We start from the raw sequence: 15,167 nt of genomic DNA, 5'->3' as shown, positions 1-15,167 counted from the left end.
AGGGACGTGACAAGCACTGATCCCCACGACTACCGAGACGACATTCGTCATGACCGCGAATTCGTTAATGACACCGAAGCGGTCATTCGGTTGGGATCAATGTTGCTGTCTTCTGGCACCGGCTCCTATCGAGTGAAGAGAGCCATGTGCGATGCCGGGCTTGCCCTGGGTATTGACCGACTTGATGCCAGCGTCAGCCTTACCGAGATCACCGCAACTGCCCACCGCGGGGACAACTTCCGCACTGTCGCACGCGAGGTCTACCGGGTGCGCGTCGACTCCTCGCGTATCGCCGCCCTTGAGGATCTTGCCCACAATCTGCCGGCTGGCACGACCGGGCGCGAGCTGGAATCACGATTGGATTACATTTCACGTACGGTGCGTCCCAAGTGGGCAGAATGGCAAACGGTTCTCGCTGGTGGCGTCGCGTGCGCTGGATTCGCCATCCTCAATAAGTTCTCTCTTGCTGACTCTCTCGTAGTTCTCGCGGCGGCGTCAGTCGGCCAGTTCGTGCGCGGCCGACTTAACCGTCGCTGGCTCAATCAATTCGGAGTCGCAGCTCTGGCCTCGGCCGCAGCCTGTTTGATCTACCTCATGTTGGCAGATTTGCTGACTAATACTGGCCTGCATACCATCCACGGCCCAGGTTACGTCGCCTCTCTACTGTTCCTCGTACCAGGCTTCCCCATGATCACTTCGATCCTTGACATGGTTCGTATGGACTTCACGGCGGGTTTAAGTCGGGCAACTTATTCCGTCGGTCTCATACTTGCCGCGACTATGTCTGCCTGGGTATTCTCAGCGGCTACTGGCCTGCAACCGCTGCCTGCTCAGACGGTTTTTCCGTACCCCTGGGCGTGGTTTGCCTATGCGGTAGCGACAGCATGCGGAGTCGCCGGATTCGCCATCCTCTTCAATTCCTCACCGTGCACGGTGGCATGGGCTGCAGCTCTAGGAGCTTGTGGGAACCTCTGCCGCCTTGCCCTTGTCGGCGTCAATCTTCCGGCCCAGTTGGCGGCTGGAGTTGGTGGTATAGTTATTGGTTTCCTCGCAAGCCCGCTATCGGTCCGAACCAAGCTGCCACGCATTACATTGACAGTTCCGGCCTGCGTCATCATGGTCCCCGGCGCATCGATGTACCGCACTGTTTACTGGCTCAACGGACAGGATATGACGAAGGCACTGACCTTCGGCGTCGACGCCGTCCTCACCGTCATTCTCATCGCATGCGGATTGGCGGTAGCTCGTATGTGCACAGATCCTGCGTGGGCCCGAAACCTACCGGTCCCCAGCCCCCACGCCTTCAAATTCTCCGAGGACAATCACTGTGATTCCAAAACACCGCGTCGACGACCCGTGATGCGCGTCGACAATGCCGCAAATGATCCTCGACGAGGTGCTCAGATGCTCCTTGACCCATTCCCGAGGCCTTAGCGATGACGTCGAGATCCGTTGAGTCCGACGGAATAACGTCACTCGGACGGCCCCTCACCACCATGATCGCGTTACGCAATCGGCTCGCCGCCAACCATGAGTCGCACAGTTTGGCGTGCTGACCCTCGTCAATGTAACCAGCCGCCAAGGCGGCGTTGAGGGCGTCAATCGTCGAGGTGGTGCGTAGAGCTGGGTCATGGCCGGCATGCTGCAATTGAATGATCTGGGCTGTCCACTCAATATCGGATAGTCCTCCAGGCCCTAGCTTGAGGTGCCGCCTCGGGTCCACTCCACGAGGAATCCGCTCCGATTCCATTCGCGCCTTAAGCTTGCGAATTTCAGCCAGCTGACTTCCCGTCAGACCGTCAGCGGGGTAGCGCACCTGATCGACGTATTCCAACAGCTCATTCGTCAACTCCCGGTCGCCGGCACCGTGACTAGCCCGCAGCAGGGCCTGGGATTCCCACGTGCTTGACCACTTTCCGTAGTATTTCCGATAGCTCTCCAGGCTCCGTACCATCGGACCGGATCGGCCTTCCGGGCGCAGATCGGCATCCAAAACCACAGCGGGGTCCGCCCCGTGTTTGCCGAGCAGGTTGCGTAGCTTAGTGACGATTTTCAGCGCCTTCTCCCCGACTCCCGGCCCGTCACCGACGACGAACAGGCAATCAGCGTCGGACGCGTATGACAGCTCCTGACCACCCCAACGGCCCATCGCGACGATTCCGATCGGCGGGGCGTCCTCGACCTCCCGCGACACCGCGGTCAAGGCAGCATCGATAGTCGCCCCGGTGAGATCGGTCAAAGCTTGGCCGATACGCCGAATGCCAGTGACGTTGAGGATATCGGCGACAAGGATCCGGAAAAGCTCGCGACGTCGTACTGCCCGGATCGCCCCAACCGCTTCCTCGACGTCATGGTGACGTCGCGCCACAGCGTTCATTTGTCGGGCGAGATCCTCCCGGCTTAACGGAGTGAGGTCGTCATCGACGAGCACCTGGACGGTCTCCGGCGCACGGGTCAGCACGTCGACGGCATACCGGGACGTCGACAACACCACCGCTAATCGCTGAGCCATCGCCCCTTCGTCACGCAGGGCTCTGAGGTACCACGGGGACTCCCCCAGCGCCTCAGATACTTGACGGAAAGCAAGCAACCCATGGTCGGGACTGGGGCCGTCAGCCAGCCACGCGAGCATCGCCGGCATGAGCGCGGTCTGAATACGTACCGCTCGGCTGGTGCCGCTGGTGAGCGCTTCGATATGACGAAGTCCGGCGTCCTCGTCGTGAAATCCCAGCGCACTTAGACGCACCTTCGCAGCCTCCGCACTCATCCGCAGATCCTGGGTGGGAATGCGCGCTACTGCCTCGACTACCGGCGAGTAGAAAACCTGGCCATGGGCCCGCAGCACCGCCTTCGACGTCGCTGTCCAGACCCTGCGGACTTCGTCTGCGGTACGCAGGCCGACGGCACGTGCTAGACGACGCAACCCGTCCTCATCGTCTGGGAGAAGATGGGTACGTCGCAGCCGGAACATCTGCACGCGATGCTCCATAACGCGCTCTAACCGGTATGCCTCCTTAAGGCGTTCAGCCGCGCCTCGCGAGATATACCCGCCCGCAGCAAGGGCACGCAGGGCCGGCAAGGTGGCGCGTACCCTCAGCGACTCGTCCTGACGCCCGTGTACCAACTGCAACAGTTGTGCGGTGAATTCGACGTCCCTCAGCCCCCCGGCACCAAGCTTGATTTCGCGGCCTTTGTTCTTAGCAGCAATAAGAGAGACCACTCTGGTGCGCATTGCGCGAGTTTCTGGTACGAATCCTTCGGCCTCTCCCACCTGCCACACCATCGGGGAGACCATCTCAACAAATCGCTGACCCAAGTCCAGATCGCCGGCCATCGGACGGGCCTTGAGCAAGGCTTGGAACTCCCAGTTCTTCGCCCATTTCTCGTAATACGTGCGCATTGAATCCATGGTGCGCACCAACGGCCCGGCATTGCCCTCTGGACGCAGAGCAGCGTCTACCTGCCAGATTGACCCAGCCCCCGAGTGGGCCGAGCACATTCTCGCCACTGAGGCTGCCAGTTTGGTCGCGATAGTCACCGCGCTGGCGCCTGAAACATCGTCATTGGCCGGTTCAGCGACATACATGACGTCGACGTCAGAAATGTAGTTAAGTTCCTGAGCCCCGCACTTTCCCATCGCGATAATGGCTAGCCGAGCATCGGCATGATCAGGGCAGTCGGCTCGGGCTAAGGCCAGGGCCGCAGTGACAATACCGTCAGCCAGATCGGCTAGTTCAGCTGCGACATCCTCAATAATCTCGGTTGGGTCGTCAGCGCTGACATCTCGCGACGCAATCCGCACTAAATGGCGCCGGTTCGCCAATCTCAGCCGATCTGATGCCGGGCCAGTCGGCGTCCCGGCAACCGTAAACTCACCTTCTTTATGCGCACCTACGACCTCAAGCAGATCGTCACAGATCTCGTCGTGACCAAGGCGAACCGGATCGCGGATGACCTCCGCGAGGTCGTCAGGGTGGGCAATAAGGTGGCGGCCCAATTCACTGGATGCGCCCAAGAGACGAACCAACCGGCAGGCGGAAGCGTCATGATCGAGCACTTCGCCGAGGCACTGCGCGGAGTCCTGTGCAAGTTCAGCAAGGACGTTGAGGGCTAGGTCCGGGTCACAGCACGTCTCAAGGTGATGCTCCCAATCCGCCAGTCGATTGGGGTCGGCCCCTATGTTCTCCGCGATTCGGTGATGGTTGGCTGAGGCCGCATCAGTGTCCATCACTCCCAGACGCAGTAGGTCTATCGTGACACTCGACTTGCGATCCACCGCGACCACCTCCTCGGTGGCACATTAGCCGACGAGGGGCACCGACGTGTTGCCCAGTCGTCACGTCAGCGTCGAGTGGGTGTACGGTCCGTGCAACCCGATGCCCCTAGTCTTGTTGAGGTGACGATCATGGCAGCACGCGCAGAGCGCAGCGTGAAGCGGTTGGCAACCACATGGGTAGCGACCGCCCGCTGTTTGCTGCCTCAGCCCAACACTGACCCTCTTGACCCCGGTGAAGCTCAGCTGTGGGGTCGCCACCACATTGCCCATCTCATGGTGATTTTCACCGACACCCTGCAAACGGTGACGACGCCGACGACCATCAGACCGATGACCTTGGCACGGGTGATCGACGAACGTCGCAAAGCCACCAATACCCTGGCAGCCATCGGCCATGAAGTGATTGCCGACGACACCGCTAGCCGTCTTGCCAGTCAGGCCCAACGTCTTCTGGATAACGTAGAGTCGGTATTGCTCGCCACCCCCGGGCCGCCTGCGACAGTGGATTCTCTTGTGGGACCAGTGCGCGTGACGGACCAACTGCGAGCCACCCTGCTCGCCATGGCTGCTATGGGGTTGCACGACGGCATCGATATTCCGTCTGGGGCGATTATTGAAAGCTGCCGTACCTTATCAGCCGTTCTCGATGAAACCCACGGTGGTCGCACGATCGAGCTTCGGGTACCACCTGCGTGCGCGGTTCAACTGGCGGCTATTGAGTCGGGCCCCAACCACCACCGGGGCACTCCACCCAATGTGGCCGAGACCGCTCCTGTCACCTTCCTGCAGTTGGCAACTGGCTTCTCACACTGGCCAGAAATGCGCTCAGCAGGACGAGTTCAGGCGTCTGGGTCCCACGTCGACGACGTTGCTGGCGTGTTCCCAGTCGTTGATATGGCCGGAGTTTTCCGCGACATTTTTGCCGACGACTAGACGCCAGCTCCAACCTGTTTAGAGGTGTGGCAGGTAGCGATCAAGCTCGAACTGGCTGACCTGCCGGTTGTACTCCTCAAATTCCGCCCTCTTATTGCGTAAGAAATAATCGTAGACGTGTTCGCCGAGGGTCTCAGCCACGAGCTCGGACTCCTCCATGCAGCGGATCGCAGCACCCAGACTTTGCGGCAGCTGCTTGATCCCCAGTGCGTGACGCTCGCGAGCTGACAACTGCCACACGTCGTCGGATGCCTCCTCTGGAAGCGGTAGCTCCTTCTCGATGCCGTCCAAACCAGCAGCAAGTACCAAGGAATACGCCAGATATGGGTTGGCAGCAGAATCGATAGAACGCAACTCCACCCGAGCCGAGGAAGCCTTGTCGGGCTTATACATCGGAATACGAACCAGTGCTGAACGATTATTGCGACCCCAGCAAATGTAGTTAGGCGCCTCTCCCCCACCGGAAAGCCGACGGTAGGAGTTAACCCACTGGTTCGTCACGGCGATGATCTCCGGAGCATGGTGCAAAAGACCGGCGACGAAATACTTCGCAACCGGCGACATGCGAGCCTCGTCAGCCGCGTCATAGAAGGCATTGGTGTCCCCCTCAAAGAGGGAGACGTGAGAATGCATACCTGACCCGGCGTGATCGGTAAAAGGCTTAGGCATGAAGGTGGCCTTGATCCCCTTGAGGGAAGCGATCTCCCGAATGACTACCCGGAAGGTCATGATGTTGTCGGCCATCGTCAGCGCATCGGCGTAACGAAGGTCAATTTCGTGCTGTCCAGGAGCGGCCTCGTGGTGGCTGAACTCTACCGAAATACCCATCTGTTCCAGGACGTTGATGGCGTCGCGACGGAAGTCGGTGCCCGCTCCCAAGGTGGTGTGGTCGAAGTAGCCACCGTTGTCCAGCGCCACCGGGGATTCCCCAGGATGATGCTCATCGTTAAGCAGGTAGAACTCAATCTCTGGGTGAACATAGAAGGTAAAACCCATTTCTGCGGCACGACCCATCGTCCTCTTGAGGACGTGACGAGGATCAGCTGCAGAGGAGGTTCCGTCAGGATTGGTGATATCGCAGAACATCCTGGCCGTGCTGGTGCCAGAACGCCATGGCAGAACTTGGAAGGTGGCCGGATCGGGGTGGGCCACCATATCTGCCTCGTAGACGCGGGCATACCCCTCGATAGCTGAGCCGTCGAAGCCCACGCCTTCAACGAAAGCTCCCTCAACTTCAGCCGGGGCGATGGCAACAGATTTCAGGGATCCCAGCACGTCCGTGAACCACAGCCTTACGAAACGGATGTTGCGTTCCTCCATAGAACGCAGGACGAATTCAGTCTGCCTGCTCACCTTTCCAGTGTGCCCGTTATGTGTTTCGAGCTGGTAACAAGGTTGGTCATGGCTTCGGTAGACTGCTGACATGGCTTCGGGTCCTCAAGCGGGGTGGTATCGAGACCCTGACGGCACGCCGGATCGCTATCGCTGGTTTGACGGCGAGCGGTGGACCGACCGCACTACCACCTCCCCCGATCCTGCCCCGCAGCACAGCGGAAAAGGCCACCGGGAACATGACAACGGTCGCAGCTCTAGTTGGCTCTGGGCAATTATCATCGTCATCCTCGTCGTCGCTGTCGTTGTTGCGTTCGCTTTACATCGCAGCACATCTTCAGATCACAACGCCGAGCCTGATCTCAACTCGTCGTCCCCGACGGTCTCGGCCTGGAATGAGAAGTCGACCACCCCGTCTGCCAGTTCCTCTGCCGTCACCTGCCCGCGAGGCCAACACCCTGGAAATCAGGATTCCAACGACGGCCGTTTGCATGGCGGTGGCGTCTCGGTGGAGTCCATACCAAACTGGCGTCATGAAAACCTCACCCTGCCATGGGTCATGGGGCAGTCAGCACAGATCGACGACGTCTATCCCGGGTGGATGAGCGTGTCCGGAGTTGGTGGCTTGCCGGTTGCCGAGGGGTTCTCTGATCCTCAGACGGCCGCAACAATGATGATGGATTGCTTCGCCAGTTCCGACTATTACGCGGGGTACACCGGAGAGAAGGAAATCCGCTCGGAGGCCCTCACCATCGACGGTCATCCGGCGTGGTGGAAGCGCAGTGAGGTCTACGTCTCGCTGCCCAGCCTGCCTCAGGTGCGCGGCGATGTTGTTGACGTCGTGGTCGTGAATACGGGCCAAACCGACTTCCTCGGGATGTACTTCAATTCCGCCACGATCGGTGACTCAACCCGTCAGACCCTGGTAGATCACGCCCGGCAGTCCCTCAAAGTGGATTGACGGTTCAGTCGTCATCCTCGTCGTCGCTCAAGCGCGGATCGTTCTCCTAAACATCGTTAACATCGTTTCGCGCTGCCACTGTGTCTAGCACCTCGGTCTGGAGGTTGGTAGGAGCCAAGATGATTCACTGCCTTGCATTCAACTAACCCCTCGACAGTGTGGTGTCTGAAACACCAGAGATACTCACCCTGCTCGGCCATGAGACCCGCTTCATGTGGGTTCGACGGCGGCGCCCTGATGTAGCCCGTATAACCCTCAAGATTGCCGCCAACTCCGTGACCAAGAGCGCGTCGTCATGGCGACCCTCATTGCCCTGCACCGCTCCTGATACATACTTGGCATTTATAGACGAAGAAGAGAGACACGAACCACGGCACGCTCACACGACCTAGACTGGACCGACGTGAGTGCCATCAAGCCGTATCCCCAGAGTCCTCGTCGTCATGTCCCCGGAAACATTGCCCGTCCCCCCTACGTCGGCCTGGGCGACGTCCCGGAAACCTATGATGGCTCCCACGTACAGTCAGCCGAGACGATCGCTGCCATGGAAGAGGCTGGACGGATCGCCTGTGGTGCCATGTACGAGGCCGGAAAAGCCGTCGAGCCCGGGGTCACCACCGACGAACTCGACCGCATCGCTCACGAATACATGTGCGACCACGGCGCCTACCCATCGACCCTCGATTACCGTAACTACCCCAAATCGTGTTGCACCAGCGTCAACGAAGTTATCTGTCACGGCATCCCTGACTCGCGCCCGCTCGAGGACGGCGACATCGTCAAGATCGACGTCACCGCTTACAAAAACGGCGTGCACGGCGACAACTGCTACACCTTCGGTTGCGGCAACGTTGACCAAGCATCTCTGGACCTCATCGACCATACTCAGCAGGCAATGAACCGCGCCATCAAGGCCGTTAAACCCGGCCGCTCGATTTCCATCATCGGCCGGATCATCGAGAACTACGCCAAGCGTTTCGGCCATGGCGTGGTGCGTGACTACACCGGCCACGGTGTTCACAGCGCCTTCCACTCCGGTCTCGTCGTCTTCCACTACGACGAACCGCGCTATGACGTCACCCTCGAGGAGGGCATGACGCTAACCATCGAGCCGATGCTCACCCTGGGAGACCAATCCAACCATCAGTGGGACGACGGCTGGACAGTCCTCACCAATGACGGTTCGCGGTGCGCTCAGTTCGAGCAGACCCTCGTCGTCGAGAAGGATGGAGCGCGAATCCTCACCACCCTGGAGTGACGATCTTCAAGGTTTGACGGCTGCCTGGGTCCGGCGAGCTCGCTGTATCGCCAGGTCTGGAATGGTAACGGCACCCGCCACGGCGCGGGTACATTCCCCACGCGGATGCGAGAGCACATCGGTAGTTGGCCCCTCCCCGACGATGCGGTCTCGACTGAGCACCTTGACGTGCACCAACACGGTGAAGATCGTTACTCACGTCATATCGTTACGGGACCCCGATCATTTTCGTCAGCCAGCGGGTCGCGGAAGGTGATCCAGCGGCACCGGAAGAATCCCGACGGCGTAGTCTTTTCTATCGGATTTGTCGGACGAAGGGATGGGACGCGCCATCCCGATTCCCACGACGCGGTTGGAATGAACGGCACCACTGGAGGTCACTGTGGACACTGTCCCACCCCGTACGTACAACAACTCAAACTTCCCCGAAGGTCTGCCCGCCGTCAGCCTGTCGGACGAGGAGCGAGCCCGTCAGCAACGATGGACACCGCTGCGCGTGACGATCTGGATCCTCATCTCCGCTATCGCCGGGCTGGGCTGGTGGATGCTCGCCGTACGACGCGGCGAAACGGTCAACGGCATCTGGTTCGTCTTCGCGGCCATCGGTTCGTATTTCATCGGCTACCGGTTCTACGCCAAGTACATTCAGGACAAGCTCGTCCATCCCGACGACAGCCGGGCTACCCCCGCCGAGTATGACTACAATGGACGAGATTTCGTCCCCACGGATCGCCGCATCCTCTACGGCCACCACTTCGCCGCCATCGCTGGTGCCGGCCCCCTCGTCGGCCCGGTACTCTCAGCTCAGATGGGCTATCTCCCAAGCACGATCTAGATCATCGTCGGCGTCATCTTGGCAGGAGCCGTCCAGGATTACCTTGTTCTCGTCATCTCGATGAGACGCGGTGGACGGTCCCTCGGACAGATGGCCAGAGAGGAATTGGGGCGCTTCGGAGGCATCGCGGCGCTCATCGCCACTCTCACGATCATGCTCATCATCGTGGCCATCCTGGCTATGGTCGTCGTCAACTCCCTGGCCGCCTCCTCATGGGGTGTGTGGAGCGTCGGACTGACTATCCCCATCGCCCTGCTCATGGGCTTCTACCTGCGTTATCTGCGCCCTGGCAAAGTATTTGAGGTCTCGATCATCGGCATCGTCCTGCTCGTGCTGGCCATTGCCTCGGGGGCCTGGATCGAGAACACTGCCGTTGCCAGTGCTCTCCACTTGAGCAAGCCGTTTTTGGCCTGGGCCATCATCATTTACGGATTCATCGCCGCAGTACTCCCCGTATGGATGCTGCTGGCTCCCCGTGACTACTTGTCTACCTTCATGAAGGTCGGCGTGATCGCGATGTTGGCGATCTCGATCGTCATCGTCCGCCCGGTCATCAACGTGCCAGCAATGACGGTCTATGCCACCAACGGTGCGGGCCCCGTGTTCTCCGGAAAACTCTTCCCCTTCCTCTTCGTAACTATCGCGTGTGGAGCGCTATCGGGATTCCACGCCACGATCTCCTCTGGAACCACCCCAAAGCTCATCGAAAAGGAATCCCAGGCACGTCTCATCGGCTACGGCGGCATGCTCATGGAGTCCTTCGTAGCAATCATGGCTCTGGTGGCCGCCCTGTCGGTGGACCGGGGCATTTACTTCGCTATGAATTCCCCAGCCGGTGCGACGGGCAATACCGTCAAGTCCGCCATCGCTTACGTCAATTCTTTGGGCTTGTCGGGTGTGCACGCCAACGCTAACACTCTCACGACGACAGCCAAGCTCGTCGGCGAAACATCGATCGTCAGTCGAACCGGTGGCGCCCCCACCCTGGCTGTTGGTCTAGCGACGATCATGCACAAGATCTTTGGTGGCGAGGCCATGATGAGCTTCTGGTACCACTTCGCGATCATGTTCGAGGCCCTGTTCATCCTCACCTCGGTCGACGCTGGCACCCGCGTCGCCCGGTTCATGCTCTCCGATGCGCTGGGTAACTTCTGGCCGCGCCTCAAGGACCACTCGTGGAAGGTTGGCTCCTGGCTGACTACCGCGATCATGGTGGCTGGCTGGGGCTCGATTCTGCTCATGGGCGTCACCGACCCGTTGGGGGGCATCAACACTCTCTTCCCGCTCTTCGGCATTGCCAACCAGCTGCTGGCAGCTGTCGCCCTGTCGATCTGCTTGGTGATCTTCGCCCGGGCTGGTCACACGTGGCGGCTGCTCATCATCTTCGTACCGATGCTCTTCACCGCCATTATCACGGTTTACGGGTCCTGGTTGAAGATCTTCTCCCCCGACCCGAAGCTCGGTTACTGGGCCAATCACATGACCTACAAGCGGGCCATCGCTGACGGCAAGACCTCGCTGGGGCAAGCCAAGAACATTGACGAAATGCACACCGTCGTCGGCAACACCGCCATTCAAGGAACGATGTCGATCATCTTCGTCGTCTGCGCCCTCATCGTCATGATCGTGGCCTGTATCCGCACTGTTCAGGCGCTGCGTGGTCGCAACATCATCGACACCGAAGACCCAGCCAAGCCGTCCAAAATCTTCGCTCCCAGTGGTCTCATGCCCACCAAGGCTGAGAGGGATCTGCAGGTTGAGTGGGACGCCTTCTACGAGGAGCACCCTGAGCTTGAGCTGGAAAGTGTCCACAAGGACAAGGAGCACGCGTGACCGCCGCACCCCAACATCAACCAACCGACCCATTGTGGCGACGATGCTGGTCGTCTCTGAGATGGTGGGTACGCGGCGTCACCGGCGCCGACGCCTACGACAATTATCTTGAGTGGTGTCGTCGCACTCGTCACGAGCCGATGTCGGAGAAGGCATTCTGGCGTGACCAGTGTGATCGTCAGGATCGCAATCCACAAGCACGGTGTTGCTGACCCCCGCTTACTGACACCTTGCCCATCGGACTCATCACTGACGGGAGGGGCCGATGAGGTCCTCGACGATACGATCAAGATTGTCAGCAGTCAGCTGGATGCACCTGCCGTCTGGCCACACGACAATGAGCGGGGCGTGGTTGCAAGGGAACATGCACCCGGTCACCGTAACGAGGATCTCAGTGTCAAGGGCATGGGCTAGCTTGTCCTTCAGTCGGGCGTGCAGGTCGGCTGCTCCGGCTGCATTGCAGCGCGGCCCGCGGCATGCCAGCAGGTGGTGTCTGAAGGGTGGGAACTCCTGCCAGGCCGGGCTACGCAGTGGGGCTTCGGACCCGGTAACGGCTCGCCACTCATTCGATATCGTCTGCCCAGGCCGCACCGCCCCAGCATGGACGACAACGTTTGGCCCGTCCGCATGGTCACGAACCCACTGCCCTGCTACCCGGCGCAACCAGGACAGCGGCACAGGCCCATCCTCGCTACTCCAACCGACGAGTTCGATTCGGGTGTCATCGATCGAGTCAAGAACATCAATGAGCGTCGGACCGGGGCCCTGTAGGTGAGCAGTACAGTCGGCTGCCACCTGCTGGGTCATCGCTCGGTCCAAGTCGATGGCGTCGTCCCATCGGAGGGATACTGCGATACGCGTCGTCATGTCTGCAGTCCGTTCCAGGTGAAGCCGCGCCTCGAGGAGGACCAAACCTCACCGTCGACACCAAAGTGGTCACGGACAAGGTCAGGCGTCAGCACTGTGCTCGCCGGTCCGCCAGCAACCATGCGACCCGAGTCGAGCACGATGAGGTCGTCGGCGTAGGCGGCAGCCAAGTCGAGGTCATGAATGACAGTGACCGTCGTCAGGCCGAGTCCTCGGACCCGCTCCAGGAGGTCGATCTGGTGTGGCAAGTCAAGGTGATTTGTCGGCTCGTCAAGGAATAAGATCTCGGGCTCCTGTGCCAAGGCACGAGCCAGCTGTACCCGTTGCCTCTCTCCTCCTGACAGGGAAGACCATGCCCTATCAGTAAGCTCGGAGACCCCGGTCGTCGCCATGGCCTTCTCGACAACGTCATCGTCATGTCCCTGTCTGCGACTGAGATTGCCCATTCGCCATCGGCCCAGATGCGGGATGCGGCCAAGCTGGACGACATCGCGCACCGTCAGTTCGACATGGGCCGACGGATTCTGCTCCAAAAGCGCCATCATCCTGGAGCGCTCCTTGGCGCCGATCCGGGCGAGGTCACGCTTGCCCAGCCACACTCGTCCCATGCCTGGCTTGCGAAGCCCCGCGAGCAAGTGGAGCAGGGTCGTCTTGCCGGATCCGTTGAGGCCGATAATCATCGTCATCATCTGAGGCCGAACGTCCACACTGACCCCTGACAGGATCGTCTTTCCATCCACGCTCCAACCAAGAGCCTCGGCCCTCAGCACTGCTGACGTTGTCACCGTTGTCATGATCTCGAGGCCTGTCGACGCAAAAGCACGACTAGCACCGGGGCCCCGACGATCGCGGTGATGACGCCCACGGGGATTTCGGTATCGGGACGTAAACATCGTGCAGCGGTGTCTGACCACACCATGAGCAGCGCTCCGGCCAGGGCAGATATCGGCAGAAGACGAGCGTGACGCGACCCAGTCCAGAATCTCACGATATGGGGAACCGTGAGCCCGACGAAGCCGATGGGTCCAGCGAACGCCACGCTGAGGGCCGTCAGCAGAGCCGTGCTGACCATGATTGCCCAGCGGACAGTGTTCACCGGAACACCCAACGACATCGCACTGATGTCTCCAAATGCGAAGGCGTCAAGGATGTGGCACAAAGCCATCCCGACGACCAGCGCCGGCACGGTGGCAACAACCAGCGTGATCGTCGATCCCCACCTCAGCCCGGCGAAGGACCCAAGGGTCCATGACAGAGCTGAACGGGCCGCATTCGACTCCCCGAAGATCATGATCATCACCGACACCGCTGCTCCGCACAACTGGCCCACGGCCACACCGGCCAAGATTGTTCGGCCGGCAGGCAATTCCCCTGATCTGCCCGTGGCCATCGTCAGCACCATGACCAAGGCTACGACGGCTCCAATGAAGGAGGCCAGGGTCATAAGGACCGACTGCCCGAGGGTGCTGGAAATCCCGACGATCAGGACGAAGACCGCCCCGACCGACGCCCCGCTGGAGATACCTAGTAGGTACGGATCAGCCAGATCGTTGCCGGTCAAGGTCTGCAACACCGCGCCGCACATCGCCAACAAAGCACCGACGGCCATCGATCCGATGACACGCGGGGCCCTCATTTGCCATACGATCTGGTCGTTGAGGACCGTCACGTCGGCTCCTTCAATGAGCCGAAAGCGTCGCGCCACCACCCGCGCCACATCGGAAACCGGAACCCGAACTGCCCCGATCCCCAGGACTACGAGGGCACTGCCGATCAGGGCAGCAACGACAATGCCGAGCAGGAGCCAACTGCGCCAGCGGCTCACTTCCCGGTAACCCTGGCCAGGCCGTCGTTGAGAGTCTTTGCTCCGTCAACCAGCTCGGCGCCAGGGGTAGTCTGGGAAAATGGCACGGTGACGAATTTGTTGTCTTTAACCGCCTTCATCTGGCTGAGAACGGGGTCCTTCTTCAGATAGGCGATCTTGTCCTTAGCTGTCGACCAGTCGGCGTCTGCAACGACGATGACATCGGGGTTGGAACCAACGATCTTCTCCCACGAACCGTCAGCCCAGCCCCCATCGAGGTTCGCAAACAGATTCTTGGCCCCAACAGCGTCCATGAGCAGCTGTGGGCCGCCATGGCCAGCGCCGATGAACGGAACCTTGTCACCCGAGTCGAACCACACTATCGAGGTCCCGTTGCCGTGTTTGTTACCGGAGACCTCTTTGAGGGACATGCGCTGTTCAGCGATGACCTTGTCGGCGGCATCTTTCTGCCCGATAAGGGTTCCAACCTCTCGCATCTCCTTCCACACATTCTCCCACGTGGCCTCAGCTGACGGGGTGCCTTTAGGGCATCCAAAGGGGCTGATATATGTGGCGATTCCCTGCTTCTTCAATTCCTCACGTGTTCCCACCGCCTTGTCGGTGAAAGCACTCGAATACGAGGACACCGCCAGATCGGGTTTGGCAGATAGGAAGGTCTCCTTAGACGGGTACTCTTTGGCGAGCACCTTGACCGAGTCGTAAGCCTTCTTCCATTTCTTCGGAATCCCACTGTCAAGATACGCGGTCCCCGCGAGCTTGGACTCACCACCGATAGCCAGCACATCCTCGGTGGCCCCTTGATTAAGAGTCACGGCCCGGGTCGCCGGCTTGTCGAGGGTAACCTTCTGGCCACAGTTGGTGATGGTGATAGGTCCAGCGTTGGACTGGGACGCCGACGCTGAAGAAGAAGCTGACGAGTCCTTGGGGGCGCCAGCACATCCGGCAAGCATGATGACGGGGAGCATCGAGACCGCGACAGCTCGGCGAAGGAATTTCGGGGTGGCAGGCATGGCGAAACTAGCTTTCTGTGATCGGCGTGCGCGGCCG

Annotated in this window: 12 protein-coding genes and 3 pseudogenes; 8 read left to right on the top strand and 7 right to left on the bottom strand. The window is 60.2% G+C overall.

Annotation, left to right across the window (positions count from 1 at the left end; translation table 11 throughout):
• Positions 1 to 6: 6 nt before the first annotated feature.
• Complete coding sequence (locus tag CPA42_RS03655) at positions 7 to 1,434, top strand: threonine/serine exporter family protein (RefSeq protein WP_002519170.1); 1,428 nt, start codon at positions 7 to 9, stop codon at positions 1,432 to 1,434.
• Here the strand turns inward: CPA42_RS03655 and CPA42_RS03650 are convergent.
• Positions 1,331 to 4,276, bottom strand: a pseudogene (locus tag CPA42_RS03650) (bifunctional [glutamine synthetase] adenylyltransferase/[glutamine synthetase]-adenylyl-L-tyrosine phosphorylase); the annotation flags it as partial. The gene CPA42_RS03655 and the pseudogene CPA42_RS03650 sit on opposite strands and share 104 nt — an antisense overlap.
• A gap of 129 nt (positions 4,277 to 4,405) precedes the next feature.
• Between CPA42_RS03650 and CPA42_RS03645 the strand changes: the two are divergent.
• Positions 4,406 to 5,209, top strand: coding sequence for a sterol carrier family protein (locus tag CPA42_RS03645; RefSeq protein WP_002519173.1), 804 nt, complete (start codon positions 4,406 to 4,408; stop codon positions 5,207 to 5,209).
• Between the two features lie 18 nt (positions 5,210 to 5,227).
• Here CPA42_RS03645 and CPA42_RS03640 read toward each other — a convergent pair whose 3' ends face one another.
• Positions 5,228 to 6,529 carry a glutamine synthetase family protein gene (locus tag CPA42_RS03640; protein ID WP_002519174.1) on the bottom strand — a complete coding sequence of 434 codons (1,302 nt, stop codon included), beginning with the start codon at positions 6,527 to 6,529 and terminating at the stop codon, positions 5,228 to 5,230.
• Positions 6,530 to 6,632: 103 nt separating this feature from the next.
• Here CPA42_RS03640 and CPA42_RS13680 point away from each other — a divergent pair.
• The 4 genes and pseudogenes from CPA42_RS13680 to map form a co-directional block, all read left to right on the top strand.
• Positions 6,633 to 6,704: pseudogene (locus CPA42_RS13680) on the top strand (hypothetical protein); the annotation flags it as partial.
• A gap of 396 nt (positions 6,705 to 7,100) precedes the next feature.
• Positions 7,101 to 7,502 carry a hypothetical protein gene (locus tag CPA42_RS13080; RefSeq protein WP_002519175.1) on the top strand — a complete coding sequence of 134 codons (402 nt, stop codon included), beginning with the start codon at positions 7,101 to 7,103 and terminating at the stop codon, positions 7,500 to 7,502.
• A gap of 161 nt (positions 7,503 to 7,663) precedes the next feature.
• Positions 7,664 to 7,894, top strand: coding sequence for a hypothetical protein (locus CPA42_RS03630; RefSeq protein WP_002519176.1), 231 nt, complete (start codon positions 7,664 to 7,666; stop codon positions 7,892 to 7,894).
• Positions 7,895 to 8,046: 152 nt separating this feature from the next.
• The gene (gene map / locus CPA42_RS03625) at positions 8,047 to 8,760 is read left to right on the top strand and encodes a type I methionyl aminopeptidase (protein ID WP_002519177.1); all 714 of its coding nucleotides are present in this window, start codon (positions 8,047 to 8,049) and stop codon (positions 8,758 to 8,760) included.
• A gap of 6 nt (positions 8,761 to 8,766) precedes the next feature.
• Here the strand turns inward: map and CPA42_RS03620 are convergent, their stop codons facing one another.
• The gene (locus CPA42_RS03620) at positions 8,767 to 8,940 is read right to left on the bottom strand and encodes a hypothetical protein (RefSeq protein WP_002515310.1); all 174 of its coding nucleotides are present in this window, start codon (positions 8,938 to 8,940) and stop codon (positions 8,767 to 8,769) included.
• Between the two features lie 202 nt (positions 8,941 to 9,142).
• Between CPA42_RS03620 and CPA42_RS13520 the strand changes: the two are divergent.
• Both CPA42_RS13520 and CPA42_RS03610 read left to right on the top strand, forming a co-directional pair.
• Positions 9,143 to 11,428 (top strand): annotated as a pseudogene (locus CPA42_RS13520) (carbon starvation CstA family protein).
• Entirely contained in the window at positions 11,425 to 11,640 is a 216-nt protein-coding gene (locus CPA42_RS03610) for a CstA-like transporter-associated (seleno)protein (RefSeq protein WP_002515300.1), read from the top strand. Before CPA42_RS13520 ends, CPA42_RS03610 begins: the two are co-directional and overlap by 4 nt.
• Before the next feature lie 34 nt (positions 11,641 to 11,674).
• Here CPA42_RS03610 and CPA42_RS03605 read toward each other — a convergent pair whose 3' ends face one another.
• Genes CPA42_RS03605 through CPA42_RS03590 form a run of 4 tightly spaced genes read right to left on the bottom strand, consistent with a single transcriptional unit; the run spans position 11,675 to position 15,130 of the window.
• Positions 11,675 to 12,295, bottom strand: a complete 621-nt coding sequence (locus CPA42_RS03605) for a (2Fe-2S) ferredoxin domain-containing protein (RefSeq protein ID WP_002515333.1) — start codon at positions 12,293 to 12,295, stop codon at positions 11,675 to 11,677.
• Positions 12,292 to 13,089, bottom strand: coding sequence for an ABC transporter ATP-binding protein (locus CPA42_RS03600; protein ID WP_002515247.1), 798 nt, complete (start codon positions 13,087 to 13,089; stop codon positions 12,292 to 12,294). The genes CPA42_RS03605 and CPA42_RS03600 overlap by 4 nt, the downstream gene beginning before the upstream one ends.
• Positions 13,086 to 14,120, bottom strand: a complete 1,035-nt coding sequence (locus tag CPA42_RS03595; protein WP_002515301.1) for a FecCD family ABC transporter permease — start codon at positions 14,118 to 14,120, stop codon at positions 13,086 to 13,088. The genes CPA42_RS03600 and CPA42_RS03595 overlap by 4 nt, the downstream gene beginning before the upstream one ends.
• Positions 14,117 to 15,130 (bottom strand): ABC transporter substrate-binding protein, encoded by a 1,014-nt coding sequence (locus CPA42_RS03590; RefSeq protein ID WP_002515265.1) that lies wholly within the window; start codon positions 15,128 to 15,130, stop codon positions 14,117 to 14,119. The genes CPA42_RS03595 and CPA42_RS03590 overlap by 4 nt, the downstream gene beginning before the upstream one ends.
• Between the last annotated feature and the right edge of the window lie 37 nt (positions 15,131 to 15,167).

The sequence above is a fragment of the Cutibacterium acnes genome, assembly GCF_003030305.1.
GTDB classification, from domain to species: domain Bacteria; phylum Actinomycetota; class Actinomycetes; order Propionibacteriales; family Propionibacteriaceae; genus Cutibacterium; species Cutibacterium acnes.
The sequence above is the reverse complement of the archived record's forward strand: the minus strand, read 5'-3'. Positions and strand labels throughout refer to the sequence as shown.